Source organism: Pseudomonas sp. W2Jun17 (assembly GCF_023127795.1).
Classification (GTDB): Bacteria; Pseudomonadota; Gammaproteobacteria; order Pseudomonadales; family Pseudomonadaceae; genus Aquipseudomonas; species Aquipseudomonas synxantha_A.
Genome location: NZ_SPKO01000040.1, coordinates 148571 through 167559, shown reverse-complemented (window position 1 = coordinate 167559; position 18989 = coordinate 148571). Strand labels below are relative to the sequence as shown.

Here is an 18989-nt window from a genome sequence, read left to right as displayed (position 1 = left end):
GCCTTAGTTCACCCACACACGCGCGTTGCGGAACATGCGCATCCAGGCGCCGTCTTCGTTCCACTCTTCCGGGCGCCACGAGTTCTGCACGGCGCGGAATACGCGCTCCGGGTGCGGCATCATGATGGTCACGCGGCCGTCGCGGCTGGTGAGGCCGGTAATGCCGCGTGGCGAGCCGTTCGGGTTGGCCGGGTAGCTTTCGGTGACCTTGCCGTGGTTGTCGACGAAACGCAGGGCCACGGTGCCGGACAGGTCGGCTTCAAGCAGCGCTTCTTCGCTGGCGAACTCGGCATGGCCTTCACCGTGGGCGATGGCGATTGGCATACGCGAACCGGCCATGCCTTGCAGGAAGATCGAGTTGGACTCCTGCACCTGCACCATGGCGACACGGGCTTCGAACTGCTCGGAACGGTTGCGCACAAAGTGCGGCCAGAACTCGCTGCCCGGGATCAGTTCGCTGAGGTTGGACATCATCTGGCAACCGTTGCACACACCCAGGGTGAAGCTGTCGTTGCGTTCGAAGAAGCCTTGGAACGCATCGCGAGCACGGCTGTTGAACAGGGCCGACTTGGCCCAGCCTTCACCGGCACCCAGCACGTCGCCGTAGGAGAAACCACCGCAGGCCACCAGGCCTTTGAACTCGTTGAGATCAACGCGACCGGCGAGGATATCGCTCATGTGCACGTCAATCGCATTGAAACCGGCGCGATCGAACGCCGCGGCCATTTCCACCTGACCGTTGACGCCCTGCTCACGCAGTACGGCAACCTGTGGGCGAATGCCCTTCTTGATGTAAGGCGCGGCGATGTCCTGGTTGACGTCGAAGCTGAGCATGGTGCTCAGGCCCGGGTTGTCTTCTTCCAGGATCACGTCGAATTCCTGCTCGGCGCAGTCGGCGTTGTCGCGCAGGCGCTGGATCTGGTAGCTGGTCTCGGCCCACTGGCGTTGCAGCAAGCGGCGCTGACCGGTAAAGACCGTGTCGCCGTTGAACGAGATATTGACTTCGCCGTTGTTGATCGGCTGGCCAATCACCGCCACGCATTCGGCAAGGCCGGCAGCGCTGAATTGTGCGAGTACGTCCGGAGTCGCGTCCTGGCGAACCTGGATCACGGCGCCCAACTCTTCGTTGAACAGGATGCCGTTGATTTCGGCAGCATCCTCGGCAACGCTGTCGAGCACGATATTCAGGCCGCAGTGACCGGCGAAGGCCATTTCGACAACGCTGGTCAGCAAACCACCGTCGGAACGGTCGTGGTAAGCCAGCAGGTGACCGTCGGCGTTGAGGCCCTGGATCACGGCGAAGAAGGCTTTCAGGTCTTCGGCGTCATCGACGTCCGGTGCCTGTTTGCCCAACTTGCCATGGGTCTGCGCCAGGATCGAGGCACCCATGCGGTTCTGGCCACGTCCCAGGTCGATCAGGATCAGGTCGGTGGTGCCCTTGTCCATGCGCAGTTGCGGGGTCAGGGTCTGGCGGATGTCGGTGACCGGTGCGAAACCGGTGACGATCAGCGACAGTGGCGAGGTGACGCTCTTGTCGGTGCCTTCATCATTCCAACGAGTGGCCATGGACATGGAGTCCTTGCCCACCGGAATGGTGATACCCAGTTCCGGGCACAGCTCCATGCCGACAGCCTTGACGGTGTCGTACAGGCGCGCATCTTCACCGGGGTGGCCGGCAGCGGACATCCAGTTGGCCGACAGTTTGATGTCGGACAGCTTGCCGATACGCGAGGCGGCGATGTTGGTGAGGGTTTCACCAATGGCCATGCGGCCCGACGCCGGTGCGTCCAGCAGGGCCAGCGGCGTGCGCTCGCCCATGGCCATGGCTTCACCGGTATACACGTCGAAGCTGGTGGCGGTGACGGCAACGTCGGCCACCGGCACCTGCCATGGGCCAACCATTTGGTCACGGGCAACCAGGCCAGTGATGGTGCGGTCGCCGATGGTGATCAAAAAGCTTTTGCTCGCCACGGCCGGGTGGTGCAGCACGCGCTCAATGCTGTCGGCCAGCTCCAGCGTGCTTGGGTCGAAATCATCGCCCAGTTCGTTTTCACGTACCGCCGAACGGTGCATGCGCGGGGCTTTGCCCAGCAGCACTTCCAGCGGCATGTCTACCGGGCTGTTGCCGAAGTGGCTATCGGTAACCGTCAGCTGCGGCTCGGCAGTGGCTTCGCCGACCACGGCAAACGGGCAACGCTCACGTTCGCAGATGGCCTGGAAGCGTGCGAAGTCTTCAGGACCGACCGCCAACACGTAGCGTTCCTGGGATTCGTTGCTCCAGATTTCGTGCGGGGCCATGCCCGGCTCGTCGTTTGGAATGTTGCGCAGTTCGAAACGGCCACCGCGGTCGCCATCGTTGACCAGTTCCGGGAAGGCGTTGGACAAACCGCCGGCGCCGACGTCGTGGATGAAGCTGATCGGGTTCTTGTCGCCCAATTGCCAGCAACGGTCGATGACTTCCTGGCAGCGGCGTTCCATCTCAGGGTTTTCGCGCTGTACGGAAGCAAAGTCCAGGTCTGCCGAGCTGGTGCCGGTGGCCATGGAGGAAGCCGCGCCGCCGCCCAGGCCGATCAACATCGCCGGGCCGCCGAGCACGATCAGCTTGGAGCCGACCAGGATCTCGCCTTTCTTGACGTGTTCTTCACGGATGTTGCCCATGCCGCCGGCCAACATGATCGGCTTGTGGTAACCGCGCACTTCATCGCCACGCGGGGTGGTGATGGATTGTTCGAAGGTACGGAAGTAACCGGTCAGCGCCGGACGCCCGAATTCGTTGTTGAACGCGGCGCCGCCCAGGGGGCCTTCGATCATGATGTCCAGCGCGGTGACGATGCGCTCAGGCTTGCCGTACGGCACTTCCCACGGCTGTTCGAAGCCCGGGATCTGCAGGTTGGACACGGTAAAACCGGTGAGGCCCGCCTTGGGCTTGGCGCCACGGCCGGTGGCGCCTTCGTCACGGATTTCGCCGCCGGAACCGGTGGCTGCGCCCGGGAACGGGGCAATCGCGGTCGGGTGGTTGTGGGTTTCAACCTTCATCAGGATGTGCACCGGCTCCTGCACCGCGCCGTACTGGCGGGTTTCCGGGTCCGGGAAGAAGCGACCGGCGACGGAGCCGACGATGACCGAGGCGTTGTCCTTGTAAGCCGACAGAACGCCTTCGCTGTGCATCACGTAGGTGTTCTTGATCATGCCGAAGAGGCTTTTTTCCTGGCTTTGGCCGTCGATATCCCAACTGGCGTTGAAGATCTTGTGACGGCAGTGCTCGGAGTTGGCCTGGGCGAACATCATCAGTTCGATGTCGTGGGGGTTGCGCTTCAAGCCGGTGAAGGCGTTGACCAGGTAGTCGATCTCGTCTTCGGCCAGGGCCAGGCCCAGCTCGGTGTTGGCCTTCTCGAGGGCGGCGCGGCCGCCGCCGAGCACGTCAATCGCGGTCAGCGGCTTGGGCTCAGCGTGGCTGAACAGGCCGGCAGCCTGCTCCAGCTGGCTGACGATGATCTGGGTCATGCGGTCATGCAGGCTGCTGGCGATCAGCTCGGCTTCGGCATCGCTGAACTGGCCAGCGACGTAAAAGGCGATCCCACGCTCCAGGCGCTGGATTTTATCCAGGCCGCAGTTGCGGGCGATGTCACTGGCCTTGCTCGACCAGGGCGAGATGGTGCCGAACCGCGGCAGAACCAGGAACAAGCGGCCAGTCGGCTCTTGAACGGGAACGCTTGGGCCGTACTTCAGAAGGCGTGCCAGCACTTGCTGTTCGTCGGCGGTCAAGACGCCGGTAACGTCGGCGAAGTGAGCAAATTCAGCGTACAGGCCTGTAACAGCTGGAACCTTCTGGCTCAGTTGCTCAAGGAGTTTGCTGTGGCGAAAGGCAGAAAGGGCAGGAGCGCCGCGCAGGATCAACATCTTCGGGACAGCCTCGGGAAGGGGTGTGCTTTGAGGCCGTGCATTCTAGCGTAAACCTTCGCCAACGGCACCCGAAACGGCACCGGTGGCCGCTGCCGAACGTCAGTTGGCAGGGTTTGCACGGCATCGGCAGGAAATCCGCGGTGTCGAGGGCAGTTATTTTAACCGTCACAATGGCGCTCCAGGCCGCGTTTCTGCGGGCTGCAGCACAGTTTTAACCGCGCTAGCAGACAAGTGCAGCGCTGTCGAGATATGGCGCCACGGGCCGTTTGCGTATACTGCGCAGATGTTCTCCCCAACTGTTTTGCGCCCGCGATGGGTCAAATGGCTCATCGCCACCCTGCTCTTCCTGACGCTCAGTGCCTGTGTTGATAAGCCCAGCACGCTTGAGCGAATCAAGGAGGATGGCGTATTGCGGGTGGTCACCCGGAACAGTCCGGCCACGTATTTCCAGGACCGTAACGGTGAGACCGGGTTCGAATATGAACTGGTCAAGCGTTTTGCCGACGAGTTGGGCGTGAAGCTGGAAATCGAGACCGCCGACAACCTCGATGACCTGTTCGGTCAGCTGGGCAAACCCAACGGCCCGGTTCTGGCCGCCGCCGGCCTGGTCAGCAGCGAACAGCGCCAGCAGCAGGTGCGTTTTTCCCACCCGTACCTGGAAGTGACCCCGCAGATCATCTATCGCAACGGCCAATCACGCCCCACCAATGCAGCCGATCTGGCGGGCAAGAAGATCATGGTGCTCAAGGGCAGCACCCACGCCGAACAGCTTGCGGCGCTGAAGAAACAGAATCCTGCAATCGAATACGAAGAGTCCGACGCCGTTGAAGTAGTCGATCTGCTGCGCATGGTCGACGAGGGGCAGATCGACCTGACCCTGGTGGACTCCAACGAAGTCGCCATGAACCAGGTGTACTTTCCCAATGTGCGCGTGGCGTTCGACCTCGGCAATGCCAGCAACCAAAGCTGGGCCGTGGCGGCAGGCGACGACAACAGCCTGCTCAACGAAATCAACAGCTACCTGGACAAGGTCGAGAAGAACGGCACGTTGCAGCGTCTGAAAGACCGCTATTACGGACATGTCGACGTACTCGGCTATGTGGGCGCCTATACCTTTGCCCAGCATCTGCAACAACGCCTGCCCAAGTACGAGAAGCACTTTCGTGCCTATGCCAAGGCAGAGAAAGTCGATTGGCGGCTGCTGGCAGCCATCGGCTACCAGGAATCGCTGTGGCAACCGACGGTCACCTCCAAGACCGGCGTGCGCGGCCTGATGATGCTGACCCAGAACACCGCCCAAGCCATGGGCGTGTCCAACCGCCTGGACCCCAAGCAGAGCATCATGGGCGGCGCCAAGTACCTGGCCAGGATCAAGGATGAGCTGGACGACAAGATCGCCGAGCCCGACCGCACCTGGTTTGCCCTCGCCGCCTATAACGTCGGCACCGGTCATCTGGACGATGCACGTATCCTGGCCAAGAAAGAAGGCCTGAACCCGAACAAGTGGCTGGACGTGAAGAAGATGCTGCCGCGCTTGTCGCAGAAGCAGTGGTACAGCAAGACCCGCTATGGTTATGCGCGTGGCGGGGAGCCGGTACATTTTGTAGCGAACATCCGGCGTTACTACGACATTCTTACCTGGGTGACCCAGCCGCAGCTGGAAGGCAACCAGGTGGTGGAAGGCAACCTGCATGTGCCGGGTGTGGACAAGACCAAGCCGCCGCAGGACAGCCCGCAGTTGTAAAGGCGATTTTCCCCAAACACCACAAGGGGGCTTGCTCCCGATAGCATGGTGTCAGTCACTACTACAGTGACTGATCCACCGCTATCGGGAGCAAGCCCCCTCCCACATTTTGATCTGCGCTTGGCTTAGAGGCCGGTGAGCAGATGGACCACGCCGCCCGGCAGTACCATTACTGCGGGTACACCCGCAGCCTTCAACGCCGACTCATCCAACCCACCCACCTCCTTCAATTGCACCCTCACACGCGTCAGCGCCACGCGCTGCTGTGACGTAACGTTCCCCTCCCCGCCCAATGCACTCAGCACCTCGGCCGACAACAGGCTCGGTGTCGGTGTGGCAACCGTCTCCGCCACCAAATCAGGCGTCAGGGCTTTCCAGAACGCCCGCTGCAATTTCTCGAACATGCTCAGTGCTCCACGACAGATGAGGTTTCAACGGTGGCCGCGTGGTACAGGCGCAGGGCCTCACGCACTTGATTGGCTTCTTCCAGGCCCAGCACCTGGCGGGCGATGATCTGGCAATCGTGCAGGTCCAGCTCACGCACGGTGGCCTTGATGGTCGGGATCAGCGGCACGCTCACCGACAGCTCATCCACACCGAGCCCGATCAATACCGGCACTGCCACTGTTTCGGAGGCCAGCGCACCACATACCCCCACCCACTTGCCGTGGGCATGGGCCGCTTTGACCGTGATGTCGATCAGGCGCAGTACCGCCGGGTGGAAACTGTCGGCCTGGCTGGCCAGACGCGGGTGGTCGCGGTCCATGGCGAGGGTGTATTGGGTCAGGTCGTTGGTGCCGATGGAGAAGAAATCCACATGGGGCGCAAACACATCCGCCATCAGCGCTGCGCTGGGGACTTCGATCATGATGCCCAGCTTCGGTAACTCGGTCAGCCCAAGCGCCAATGCCTCTTCTTCGAGCATCTTGCGCGCCAGGTGCAGCTCCGACAGCAGGCTGACCATCGGCAACATGATATGCAGTCGCGCCAAGCCTGCACTGGCAAGGATCGAGCGCAGCTGTTCACGCAGCAGTTCGGGGCGCTCCAGGCACAGGCGAATACCGCGCAGGCCAAGGAACGGGTTGGTCTCGCTCTCCATCGGCACATAGGCCAAGGGTTTGTCGCCGCCCACATCCAGGGTGCGCACCACCAGATTGCGCTCGGTGCCCAGGGCGCGAGCGATGGCGCTGTAAGTGCCAGCCTGTTCTTCGGCGCTCGGGGCGCGGTTACGGTCCAGGTAGAGGAACTCCGAACGCAGCAGGCCCACGCCTTCCCCGCCCAGGGTCAGGGACTGCTCCACTTCCTGCAACGAGGCGACATTGGCGGTGACTTCAACGTGATGCCCATCGCGGGTGACCGCCGCCCGTGAGGCCTGTGCCACCTCACGTTGCAGTCGCAGCTTTTGCTGTTGGCGAACCGCCTGCAATTGTTCGATTTCAGCCAGGTCCGGCTCCAGATGCAGCTCGCCTTTGTCGGCATTGAGCAGTACCCGTTTGCCGTTGGCCAAGGCCAATACCTGGCTCGGCACCCCGCAAACAGAGGGCAGGCCCAGCGCGCGGGCAAGGATTGCCACATGACTGGTAGCGCCACCGGCGACCGTGACGAAGCCCAGGACTTTACCGGTATCCAGGCCGGCGGTTTGTGAGGGTGTCAGTTGCTCGGCGACCAGGATGGCGCACTCCGGCAGCTCCATGGATCGCTCGGGCATGCCCAGGATCAACTTGAGTACGCGCTGACCAACATCGGCCAAGTCCGCTGCACGTTCAGCGAGCAGTGCCTTACCCAAGCCCTCGAAGAGTTGGGCGGTCGCCACTGTGGCGCGGTTCCAGGCAAAGGCGGCACTCTTGCCCTCGGCCAGCAGGCTATAGGCTTGTTCCAGCAGGGTTGGATCTTCAAGCAATTCCTGATGAGCGCGGAAAATTTCGGCTTGGGCACTGCCGGCCGCCTTGGCTTGCAAGTCTTGCAGCGCCTCGCTTGCCGCCCGTAGGCCGCGCGCCAATGCGGCCCGCTCAAAGGCTTCTCCGACGCCAGCTTCGGGAATATCGAGCGCCGTCTCAGCCACTTGGACGACCTGGCCGAACGCCGAGCCCGGCGATGCGCAGACACCTCGTAACACGGTGGCCGAGGACGCCGGCGCGGCGGGCGTGTTGATTTTCTCGACCGCTACCGGCAAGGTCTCGCCACAGCCGTCGAGCAATAACGCCACCAGGGCCTGGATCGCCGCCTCGGCATCTTCGCCCGCCGCGCTCACCTGCACGCTGTCGCCCTGGCAGGTCTGCAGCGCCATGATCGCCACCAGGGACTTGGCATTCGCACTCTGGGTTTGCTTGTGCAGGTAAATGCTCGAGTTGAACCCTTTCGCCGCCTGGGCAAGCACCGCCGCAGGCCGGGCGTGCAAGCCATGAGCGTTGGGCACAGTCAGTGGCTTGGAGAACAGCGCGTTACCCTCCTCCTCATCCAGCTCGGCAGATACCTGCCCGGGCGATACTCGCAACAGTGGCTGGCCGGCCTCGACCAACGCCCGGTCTGCCACCAACAGCTCAAACGGCTCGCCGCTCACCACCAGCATCAAGGTCAGCAGACTGCGTGCATGGAGCGCCACATAGTCGGCATCGAACTCTATCAGCGGCTGCCCAGCCTCCACCCGCTGGCCTTCCTCGACCAGACGGGTGAAGCCCTGGCCAGCCAGGTTCACGGTGTCCAGACCGATATGCAGCAACACCTGCACGCCGTTGTCGTCGGTGACACTGACCGCATGACCGCTGTCCTGAATGTTGCTGATCACCCCGGCCAACGGCGCGCAGAGCGTCTGCGAGATCGGGTCGATGCACAGCCCGTCGCCGATCACGCGACCGGAAAATACCGGGTCGGGTACCTGATCCAGCGCCAGCAGGACCCCGGACAGGGGCGCCAGCAGTGTCAGGGGTTTAGATGGGGTCATGACTTCACCTGTTGTTGTGTTTTTTAAAGATCATTGGGAGCTACCGAATTACTTCCACCAGTACTCGACTTGTACACCCATGTTCGAGCCATGCCGCGCAGTGCCATAGGCACCGGTATCAGATAATGCCGAACCCGCCGCCAGCTCATTGGCCGCACGCTTGGCCGCCTGGTTCCAGGACGCATAGGTGTAATACAACCGCACTTCCGGCCGAGCCCAGAACTCAGGACCTTTGGGCGACCAGGTCGGAGCGAACGTGAATTTGCTCAACTTGCGCGTGCCCCCCGTGGCGTCAACCTGATCGTGACCCAGCTCAGCGACCAGTTTGAATTGCTCGCTGATGGCATACGCCGGGCGCACGCCGAGGGAGATCCAATTCTGGTCCTGGCGCCCTGGGCGCACGTCTTTCTGGTACACCGCTTCAACTTGCCCGCCGAAACGCGGGGTCACCTGCCAGTCGAAGAACTCCACTACCCGGTAGCTTTTGCTGCTCCTGTCCAACGCGGTATTGCCGGTATAGCCCAGGCCGGTACCTGGGCCTTCGCCGTACTGGAGGGCAAACTTGTTCTTGCCCCCCAGGAATGCAGCTTGTACATGCTGCGCGGTCAGCGCCCATCCGCTGTTGGCGTCACGCCCGCCAGCCTTGGCGATGTAGCTCAAGCCAAGCTCCAGCTCGCCGCCAGGGTTGGTATTGAAACCTGCGACGTTGAAGTCGTGACGGGTGGCGTATTCCTTCTGGTACAGGTTGTCCTTGCGTGACAGCGCGTAGCTGTATTTCAAGCCGCCGATCAGCACGTCCTCGATTCCGCCTCCGGTGGCGCTCTGGTTCCAGTAGTAGAAGTCGGAAATATGGATGTCGTTACGCTTGTAGTAACGCCGCCCGGCCCACAGCGAACCGCCATTGAGGCTGGGCAGGTTGGACCATTGCGCGTACATCTGCGGCATACGCGCCGAACCGTTGTTTTCGCCCTGGAATTTCAGGGCGCGGTCGTACTGGTTGTAGAGGGAAGCCATGGCATCGACGCTGAACACCGACCCGTCATCGAGGGTCAGCAGGTCCTGGCGCAATTCCAGCTCAGCGTATTGCTCGCATTCGTTGCCCAAGCGGTACTTGGTTTGCGCCCCCGGTAGTTGGAAGCATTGCTGCTTGCCACTGCCCGTCGATGTGCCTGCGCCGCTGCGCAAGTAACCGGCGAATTCCAGAGCCTGGGCGCCAAACGGCGCAGCGAGGCAAGAGGCGATAAGACCCAGCTTTATTTTTGTTTTCATGAAGCGCTCCTTTTATTTTTATTGTTATTTCTTACTGTCTTGCGTGACGCGATCGCCCGTAGGGCGGCTTAGCCCTTGAGGTGCAGCACAAACGATTCGTAAGGGCGCAACACCACCGTGCTCGTGCGCACCGGGCAGTCGGGGTAGTTGCTGATCAGCAAACGTTGTTCGCACGCCGCGTTGATCACCTGATCGGGCAATTGGATTTCGCACGGCGTGCCGTAGAAGTTGTTGAGCACCAGCAGGCGCTCGCCCTGGCCTTCACGCAGGTAGGCCCAAACCTTGGAATGGTCTTGCAGCAGCGGGCGATAAACGCCTTGCTGGATCAGAGGTTCGCGGCGCCGCAGGGCGATCAATGCTCGGTAGTGATGCAGCACCGAGTCCGGGTCATCCAGCTGACTTTCGACATTGATGCGCGCGGCGTTGTCCGGGATGCCAATCCAGGGCTCGCCACGACTGAAACCGGCATTGGCCTGGCTGTTCCACTGCATCGGCGTACGCCCGTTGTCGCGGGACTTCTGCATGATCGCCGCCATGCTCGATGCTTCGGACTCTCCCGCATCGCGCTTGAGTCGGAAGATATTCAGGGTTTCTACATCGCGGTATTGTTCGATCCTGTCAAAGCCCGGGTTGGTCATCCCCAGTTCTTCGCCCTGGTACACATAGGGTGTGCCCTGGAGGAAGTGCAGCGCGGTGGCAAGCATCTTGGCCGAGACCACGCGATATTCGCCGTCATCACCAAATCGCGAAACCACCCGTGGCTGGTCGTGGTTACACCAGAACAGCGCGTTCCAACCGCCACCGGCCTGCATGCCTGTCTGCCAATCAGAGAGAATCTGCTTGAGTTGCAGGAAATCGAAATCGGCCTTTACCCACTTTTGCAGGTTGGGGTAATCGACTTTCAGGTGATGGAAGTTGAAGGTCATCGACAGCTCTTTCGAGGCCGGATTCGAGTAGCGAATGCAGTGTTCCAGGCGGGTGGACGACATCTCGCCCACGTTGATCAGGTCATGGCCGTCGAAGACTTCGCGGTGCATTTGCTGCAGGTACTCGTGCACATGCGGGCCGTCGGTGTAGAAGCGGCGGCCGTCGCTGGTGTCTTCGGGGAAATCGGCGGGCTTGGAGATCAGGTTGATCACGTCCAGGCGGAACCCACCCACGCCTTTGTCACGCCAGAAGCGCATCATCTTGAACACTTCGGCGCGCACCTTGGGGTTGTCCCAATTGAGGTCGGCCTGGGTGTGGTCGAACAGATGCAGGTAGTACTGGCCAGTCTGCGCTTCGTATTCCCAGGCCGAGCCGCCGAACTTGGACTCCCAGTTGTTCGGCTGGTCGCGCCAGATGTAGAAGTCGCGGTAAGGGTTGTCGAGGCTGCTGCGTGCCTGCTGGAACCACTCGTGCTCGACGGAGGTGTGGTTGACCACGATGTCGAGCATCAGCCTGATGCCGCGCTTGGCCGCTTCGCTGATCAGCAAGTCGCAGTCGGCCATGGTCCCGTAGCTGGGGTCGATGGCGTAGTAATCGCTGATGTCGTAGCCGTTGTCGCGCTGGGGTGAGCGCAAAAACGGGGTGACCCACAGGCAATCCACGCCCAGCCAGTGCAAGTAGTCGAGCTTGTCGACGATGCCCAGCAGGTCACCGGTAGCGTTACCCGCGTGGCTGTGGAAGCTTTTGGGGTAGATCTGGTAGATCACCGAGTGTTGCCAGGTTTGCATGGTGGGTTCCTTCAGTAGAGTTGGGTGCTGGCCCGTCTGGCCTCATCGCAGGCAAGCCAGCTCCCACAGTTGAAATGCGTTCAACCTGTGGGAGCTGGCTTGCCCCCGGTGGCGATTGATCAGGCGACCCGGTAACCAGGCCGAATGATCTTCATGCTCAACAGGCAAGTCAGCGCAAACGGCACGACCATCGCCACGATCATGCCGATCACAAACATCGGAATCGCACTCGGCACGATCGAGATAAACCCGGGCAAGCCACCGACGCCGATGGCCGAAGCCGTCACCTTGTTCAGCGACAGGAAAATGCTGCCCAGCGCCGAGCCCAGCAGAGCGGCGTAGAACGGGAACTTGAAGCGCAGATTCACCCCGAACATCGCCGGCTCGGTGATGCCGAAATAAGCCGAAATTGCCGAGGTGGACGCCATGCTTTTGTCCCGCGCATTGCGGGTCATGTAGAACACGCCCAATGCGGCGCTGCCCTGTGCCAGGTTGGACATGACGATCATTGGCCAGATAAAGGTGCCGCCCTGGGTCGAAATAAGCTGCAGGTCGACGGCCAGGAACATGTGGTGCATACCGGTGATCACCAATGGCGCATACAGCAGGCCGAAAATCGCCCCGCCAATCATGGGTGCAATCTCAAACAGGGTGACCAGGCCTTCGGTAATCAGGATGCCTAGGTGGCGGGTGACCGGGCCGATGATCGCCAGGGCCAGCACGCCGGTGACAACGATGGTGGTGATCGGCACGACCAGCAATTGAATGGCATTCGGTACCCGCGCCCTTAGCCACTTTTCGATCACGCTCATGACGAAGGCGGCCATCAGGATCGGTAGGATCTGCCCTTGATAACCCACCTTCTCGATCTGGAACCAGCCGAAGATATCGAAGTATGGCAGGCTCTGGCCGTCGAGGCCGGCGACCGCCTTGCCGTAGTTCCAGGCGTTGAGCAGGTCGGGGTGCACCAGCATCAGGCCCAGCACAATGCCGAGGATTTCACTGCCGCCAAAACGCTTGGCTGCCGACCAGCCCACCAACGCCGGCAGGAACACGAACGAGGTGTTTGCCATCAGGTTGATCAGGCTCCACAGGCCATCCAGGTTCGGGTAGGCCTCCAGCAGCGTCTTGCCTTCGATGAACATGCCCTTGGCGCCCATCAGGTTGTTCACGCCCATCAACAGGCCGGCGATGATCAGCGCGGGCAGGATCGGCATGAACACATCGGAAAACACCCGCACCAGACGCTGCATGGGGTTGGTCTTGTCGCCGCCGGCTTTCTTCACGTCGGCAATGGTTGAGGCGGCCAGGCCGGTCAGTTCGCGCAGGGCGGCATAGACCTTCTCCACTTCGCCGGGGCCGATCACCACCTGGAACAGGCCGCCGGTAAAGAACGAGCCCTTGACCAGATCGACCTGGTTCAACGCATTGCCGTTGACCAGGCTTGGGTCCTTGAGCGCCAGGCGCAGGCGGGTCACGCAATGGGCAGCTTGCTCAAGGTTATCGCGGCCCCCGAGGTGCTCGAGAATCTCGCGGGCAGTAGACGAATAGTCGTGGCTCATGCTCGTTTTCCACTGTGATTGTTTTTATGGGTGGCAGTCATTGGCAGCACGCCGAGGAGGGAAAAGTACTCGTCTGTACGAGTTAAATCAACAACTCGTCTGTACGAGTTACACTTTTGTTTATATGTGGGAGCTTACTGTCAGATTTTTCCCTCGCCTGCACGGCTATCCAATGGACAAACCCCACCTCTGCCACTAAGGTTCCTGCCTTGAATGCAAGCCAGGCACAGAGCCATCTCATGAGCAAATACAACCAGATCTATACGGATCTGCTTGCCAGCATCACCACCGAACGCCTGCAACGCGGTACGCGCCTTCCCTCCGAAACCGAACTGATGGACGCCTACCAGGCCAGCCGTGGCACCGTGCGACGCGCTATCGAGCAGTTGCAGGAGCGTGGCTTTGCGCAAAAAATCCATGGCAAGGGCACCTTTGTGTTGTCGCCCAACCCGATCGAGTTCCAGTTGGGCGGCATCGTCAGCTTTCACGAGACCCACGCCGACCTGGGCGATGACGTACGCACTGACGTCGTCGAGTTCACCCAAATCCCGCTGGAAGGTTCTTTGCTGCAACACATCGAAGCCGAGCCCGGCACGCTGATCACCCGCGTCAAACGCGTACGACGTATCGGTGGCAAGCGCGTGATCCTGGACATCAACCACTTCGTTGCCGACCTGATCCCCGGCCTGGACCACTCGATTGCCGAGCAGTCGATCTACGCGTTTATCGAGCAAACGCTGGGGCTGCAGATCAGCTATGCACAGCGCACCATCGAAGCCCTGCCGCGCAGCAAGGACGACCAGGCGCATCTGGATCTCGATGGGCAAAGCCATGTGATCGTGGTGAGTAACCAGACGTTTTTGCAGGACGGGAGGCAGTTCGAGTACACCGAGTCACGGCATACGCTGGATAAGTTTTACTTTTCGGATATTGCGCGGCGCTGAGCGTAATCCGGGAAGATCATCTTCTCCCCTACCGCCTCGAACTCTGGGTGAGTGCCTCGGTATTCGGAAAGCTCCGACATCGCGCGAGTCATGCCTCGCGTGCATCCTGGCCAACCATAGGCTGCTTGATCAGGCACTGACATCCCCAAAAACACAAAACCCCGGCACCAGGCCGGGGTTCTGTTATTCAGCACTCACCTGCTATTGCAGGATCATTCCCACTCAATCGTCGCCGGCGGCTTGCTCGACACGTCATACGTCACGCGCGAAATGCCTTCGATTTCATTGATGATACGGCCGCTGACCGTCTCCAGCAGTTCGTAAGGCAGGTGTGCCCAACGCGCTGTCATGAAGTCGATCGTCTCTACGGCACGCAGCGCAACAACCCAGGCGTAACGACGACCATCGCCTACAACGCCAACCGATTTCACCGGCTGGAACACCACGAACGCCTGGCTGACCTTGTGGTACCAGTCGGCCTTGCGCAGTTCTTCAATGAAGATGTGGTCGGCGCGGCGCAGCAGGTCGGCGTATTCCTTTTTCACTTCACCGAGGATACGCACGCCCAGGCCCGGGCCTGGGAATGGGTGGCGGTAGACCATGTCGTACGGCAGGCCCAGTTCCAGGCCCAGACGGCGGACTTCGTCCTTGAACAGTTCGCGCAGCGGTTCTACCAGCTTGAGGTTCATTTCCTCAGGCAGGCCACCCACGTTGTGGTGGGACTTGATCACGTGGGCCTTGCCGCTCTTGGCGCCGGCCGACTCGATCACGTCGGGGTAGATGGTGCCCTGGGCGAGGTACTTGATGTTGTCCAGTTTGTTGGACTGGGCATCGAATACGTCGATGAAGGTACGGCCGATGATCTTGCGCTTCTTCTCCGGGTCGGACTCGCCGGCCAGGTTGTTGAGGAACTGCTCCTCGGCGTTGGCGCGGATCACCTTGACGCCCATGTTCTCGGCGAACATGGCCATCACTTGCTCGCCTTCGTGCAGGCGCAGCAGGCCGTTGTCGACAAATACGCAGGTCAGCTGGTCGCCGATGGCCTTGTGCAGCAAGGCAGCAACTACCGAGGAGTCCACGCCGCCGGACAGGCCGAGCAACACGTTGTCGGTACCGACCTGGGCGCGCACCTGAGCGATGGCGTCTTCAGCGATTTTCGACGGGGTCCACAGGGCTTCACACTCGCAGATGTCGAGAATGAAGCGCGACAGGATGCGCCCGCCTTGCTTGGTGTGGGTCACTTCCGGGTGGAACTGCACGCCGTAGTAACGACGCTCGTCGCTGAACATGCCGGCGATCGGGCAGCTCGGGGTGCTGGCCAGGATGTGGAAGTCTTCCGGCATCTTGGTGACCTTGTCACCGTGGCTCATCCAGACGTCGAGGCCGAACAGGCCGTCGGCGTCGATGTGGTCTTCGATGCCGTCCAGCAGGCGGCTCTTGCCGACCACGTCCACACGGGCATAACCGAATTCACGCAGCTCGGAGCCTTCCACCTTGCCGCCCAGTTGTTCGGCCATGGTTTGCATGCCGTAGCAGATACCGAACACCGGTACGCCCAGGTCGAATACCGCTTGCGGGCAACGCGGGCTGTTGGCTTCGTGCACGGACTCGGGGCCACCGGCGAGGATGACGCCTTTAGGGGCGAATTCGCGGATCGCTGCGTCATCCATGTCGAACGGGTGCAGTTCGCAGTACACGCCGATTTCACGCACGCGGCGGGCGATCAGCTGGGTGTACTGGGAACCGAAATCGAGGATCAGGATGCGATGGGCGTGAATGTCGAGGGCCATGAAGTCAGTCTCGTCTAATGAATCAGAAACAACTCGGGGCTGAAAGAACAGCCCCGGTTACTTAACATTTTGCTGGAAGGCTCAACCTACACGGTAGTTTGGCGCTTCCTTGGTGATCTGCACGTCGTGGACATGGGATTCAGCCATGCCTGCGCCGGTGATCCGTACGAACTCAGGCTTGGTGCGCATTTCTTCGATGTCGGCGCTGCCGGTGTAGCCCATCGAGGAACGCAGGCCGCCCATCAGTTGATGGATGATCGCGCTCAGGGTGCCTTTGTACGGCACACGGCCTTCGATACCTTCCGGTACGAGCTTCTCGGCGCCTGCCGAGGAGTCCTGGAAGTAACGATCGGAAGAACCTTGCGCCTGGGACATGGCGCCCAGCGAACCCATGCCACGGTAAGCCTTGTACGAACGGCCCTGGAACAGTTCGATCTCGCCCGGCGCTTCTTCGGTACCGGCGAACATCGAGCCCATCATCACGCAGGAAGCACCGGCCACGATGGCCTTGGACAGGTCACCGGAGAAACGGATGCCGCCGTCGGCGATCAACGGTACGCCAGTGCCTTCAAGGGCAGCGGCGACGTTGGCGATGGCGCTGATCTGCGGCACGCCCACACCGGCGACGATACGCGTGGTGCAGATCGAGCCAGGGCCGATACCGACCTTGACAGCGTCAGCGCCAGCTTCGGCCAGAGCCTTGGCGGCAGCGCCGGTGGCGATGTTGCCGCCGATCACTTGCACGTCAGGGAAGTTCTGCTTGACCCAGCGCACGCGGTCGATCACGCCTTTGGAGTGACCGTGGGCGGTGTCGACCACCACCACGTCAACACCGGCAGCAACCAGCGCCGAAACGCGGTCGCCAGTGTCTTTACCGGTGCCGACTGCCGCGCCAACACGCAGACGACCCTGGTCATCCTTGCTGGCCAGCGGGTAAGCCTTGGCTTTTTCGATGTCGTTGACGGTCATCATGCCCTTGAGGGCGAATTTGTCATCGACGATCAGCACGCGCTCGATGCGGTGCTTGTGCAGCAGTTCGCGCACATCGTTCTTGTCGGCGCCTTCCTTGACAGTAACGAGGCGCTCTTTAGGCGTCATCACTTCACGGACGGTGACTTCAAGGCGGTTCTCGAAACGCACGTCACGGGAAGTGACGATGCCGACCAGGTCGCCATCGTGCAGCACCGGGACGCCGGAGATGTTGTGCATGCGAGTGAGTTCGAACAGGTCACGCACGGTGGCGTCGGCTTCGATGGTGATTGGATCTTTCACCACACCGGCTTCGTAACGCTTGACCTTGCGCACTTCGGCAGCTTGCTGCTCGATAGTCATGTTCTTGTGGATGATGCCGATGCCGCCTTCCTGAGCCATGGCAATGGCCAGACGGGCTTCGGTGACGGTGTCCATGGCAGCGGAAACCAGGGGAATATTCAGCTCGATGCCACGGGTTAGGCGGGTCTTGAGACTGACTTCGTTAGGAAGCACCTCGGAATAACCGGGCACTAGGAGAATGTCGTCGAATGTCAGAGCTTCTTGGCTGATACGCAGCATCGCGGGGGCTCCCGAGCGGGAAAATGGAAGCGCGCCATTATATACATGCACCCTGCCCGGCTCAATGTAAAACTCTGACAAACTTGGTAATACTGATAGAAGGATTAAAGCTCGACTTTGACCCAGCTCATTTTCTGGTCCAACCAATCGGCAAATTCGTCGATAAAGCTCTGCTTGAACCCCGCCTCCGCCCAGTTGTTGAAGATGAACCCCAGGTTGGAAAACCCGCATTCCTGCAGGAACAGGAAGCCGTTGATGTCATCTTCATGCCCACACAGCGGGCAGGTGAAGTTGTCGGTGTGACCAGGCATCCAGTCTTCCAGGCTTTCGAACAGCGCCTCGCCAACTTCCTTCAGGCATTCCGGGCAGCCGGCTTCTTCAAGGAACCCCTTGGCCGGCGTGTAGATGCAACGCTTGTAGATGATCTCCAGGCCATTGACCGGCTCGTTGAACGGCAGCGCTTCAGGGTGCAGCACCACGGCGCGGGCACCATCGGCCAGGGCGTAGCCCATGCGGTTGCCGGTGCGCCCGCAGGTAGTGAGTTCTTCCTTGATGATGTTCTTGCGCACCAGCCAACGCACGATCGCCCGGGCGCGGGGTTCGTGGACGGGCAAGGTGGAGATTTTCGGGACAAGGATGCTTTGGGAATTCATGGGAGTCCTGCGGTGTGGCTATTGGCGCCATCGCGGGCAAGCCCGGCTCCCACAGTTGATCGCATTCCAATGTGGGAGCCGGGCTTGCCCGCGATGACGCCCGGGAGGACGGCAGCTTAATCCCTGAAAAAATCAGGTCAAGTACTCACATACCGCCCGATCAACGCAATACCACTGGCCAATACCAACCAGGTCACCAACCGCACGAACGCCTCACGGGACAGCCGCATCGTCAGCCTGCGTCCACACCACAGCCCCAGGGCCATCGCCGGCAACAGGCAAACCGCCAACATCAATAACGGCAAATCTGCATACACGCCGGCAATCAGGAACAGACTCAAACGCACGACCGTGCTGCAACTGATCAGCGCGCTTTGCGTGGCCCGCGCCGCGTCCTTGGGCAAACGGCTGTTCAGGTAAATCGCATATAAAAAGCCGCCACTGCCGAATAGCGCACCAAACAGCCCCCCAACAGTGCCCATGGGAATCGACCAGCCCGCTGCCAGCTCAGTCGGCCGCGCCTTCACCGCCAGGCTGTAAATCGCGTAGGCGCTGATAAACAGGCCCATCAACAGCAGCAACAGGTCCGAATGCAGGTTGAGCAAAAACAACACGCCCAGGCTGCAGCCGACGGCCATGCAGGGCAGCAACCGCAACAGTTCTGGTTTGTTCACATCGCGCCGCGTTTGCAGCAAGCCGCCAAACGCCGCGACAAAGTCGAGAAGCACCAGCAACGGGATGATCTTCGACAGCGGCATAAACACAATCAGGATCGGCCCGGCGACCAAGGCCGTCCCGAACCCGGCAATGCCAAACACCACATAGGCCAGCACCACACCCAGGCCGATCACCAGCCAATCCACAGCCCCGAACGACCACTGACTCATCAACTCAACCAGGCTCATGGGTTATCCCTT

The 18989-nt window shown here is 61.0% G+C and carries 12 protein-coding genes; 2 read left to right on the top strand and 10 right to left on the bottom strand.

What is annotated here, in order from left to right:
- Positions 1-3: 3 nt before the first annotated feature.
- On the bottom strand, positions 4-3900 hold the full coding sequence (gene purL / locus E4O98_RS26895; protein WP_032879622.1) for a phosphoribosylformylglycinamidine synthase: 3897 nt from the start codon (positions 3898-3900) through the stop codon (positions 4-6).
- 286 nt (positions 3901-4186) lie between these two features.
- Between purL and mltF the strand changes: the two genes are divergently transcribed.
- On the top strand, positions 4187-5647 hold the full coding sequence (gene mltF / locus E4O98_RS26890; RefSeq protein WP_005791148.1) for a membrane-bound lytic murein transglycosylase MltF: 1461 nt from the start codon (positions 4187-4189) through the stop codon (positions 5645-5647).
- A gap of 125 nt (positions 5648-5772) precedes the next feature.
- Here mltF and E4O98_RS26885 read toward each other — a convergent pair whose 3' ends face one another.
- From E4O98_RS26885 to treP, 5 genes are all read right to left on the bottom strand, one after another.
- A complete protein-coding gene (locus E4O98_RS26885; protein ID WP_216092068.1) occupies positions 5773-6051 on the bottom strand; it encodes a PTS transporter subunit EIIB in 279 nt (92 codons plus the stop codon).
- A 2-nt stretch (positions 6052-6053) separates the two neighbouring features.
- Positions 6054-8588, bottom strand: a complete 2535-nt coding sequence (gene ptsP, locus E4O98_RS26880) for a phosphoenolpyruvate--protein phosphotransferase (RefSeq protein WP_248136727.1) — start codon at positions 8586-8588, stop codon at positions 6054-6056.
- A 48-nt stretch (positions 8589-8636) separates the two neighbouring features.
- Entirely contained in the window at positions 8637-9857 is a 1221-nt protein-coding gene (locus E4O98_RS26875; protein WP_005791151.1) for a carbohydrate porin, read from the bottom strand.
- A 68-nt stretch (positions 9858-9925) separates the two neighbouring features.
- Complete coding sequence (treC, locus tag E4O98_RS26870; RefSeq protein ID WP_032879619.1) at positions 9926-11572, bottom strand: alpha,alpha-phosphotrehalase; 1647 nt, start codon at positions 11570-11572, stop codon at positions 9926-9928.
- Positions 11573-11691: 119 nt separating this feature from the next.
- Positions 11692-13134: a PTS system trehalose-specific EIIBC component gene (gene treP / locus E4O98_RS26865; RefSeq protein ID WP_032879618.1), complete on the bottom strand. Its 1443-nt coding sequence runs from the start codon at positions 13132-13134 to the stop codon at positions 11692-11694.
- Positions 13135-13373: 239 nt separating this feature from the next.
- Between treP and treR the strand changes: the two genes are divergently transcribed.
- Entirely contained in the window at positions 13374-14078 is a 705-nt protein-coding gene (treR, locus tag E4O98_RS26860; protein ID WP_032879617.1) for a trehalose operon repressor, read from the top strand.
- A 212-nt stretch (positions 14079-14290) separates the two neighbouring features.
- Here treR and guaA read toward each other — a convergent pair whose 3' ends face one another.
- The 4 genes from guaA to E4O98_RS26840 all read right to left on the bottom strand — a co-directional run bounded on the left by guaA (position 14291) and on the right by E4O98_RS26840 (position 18977).
- The gene (guaA, locus tag E4O98_RS26855; RefSeq protein WP_005791155.1) at positions 14291-15868 is read right to left on the bottom strand and encodes a glutamine-hydrolyzing GMP synthase; all 1578 of its coding nucleotides are present in this window, start codon (positions 15866-15868) and stop codon (positions 14291-14293) included.
- 81 nt (positions 15869-15949) lie between these two features.
- Entirely contained in the window at positions 15950-17419 is a 1470-nt protein-coding gene (gene guaB, locus E4O98_RS26850; RefSeq protein ID WP_014719807.1) for an IMP dehydrogenase, read from the bottom strand.
- 104 nt (positions 17420-17523) lie between these two features.
- Positions 17524-18072: a hypothetical protein gene (locus tag E4O98_RS26845; RefSeq protein ID WP_005791157.1), complete on the bottom strand. Its 549-nt coding sequence runs from the start codon at positions 18070-18072 to the stop codon at positions 17524-17526.
- A gap of 137 nt (positions 18073-18209) precedes the next feature.
- Positions 18210-18977 (bottom strand): sulfite exporter TauE/SafE family protein, encoded by a 768-nt coding sequence (locus E4O98_RS26840; RefSeq protein ID WP_103734899.1) that lies wholly within the window; start codon positions 18975-18977, stop codon positions 18210-18212.
- Positions 18978-18989 lie beyond the last annotated feature (12 nt).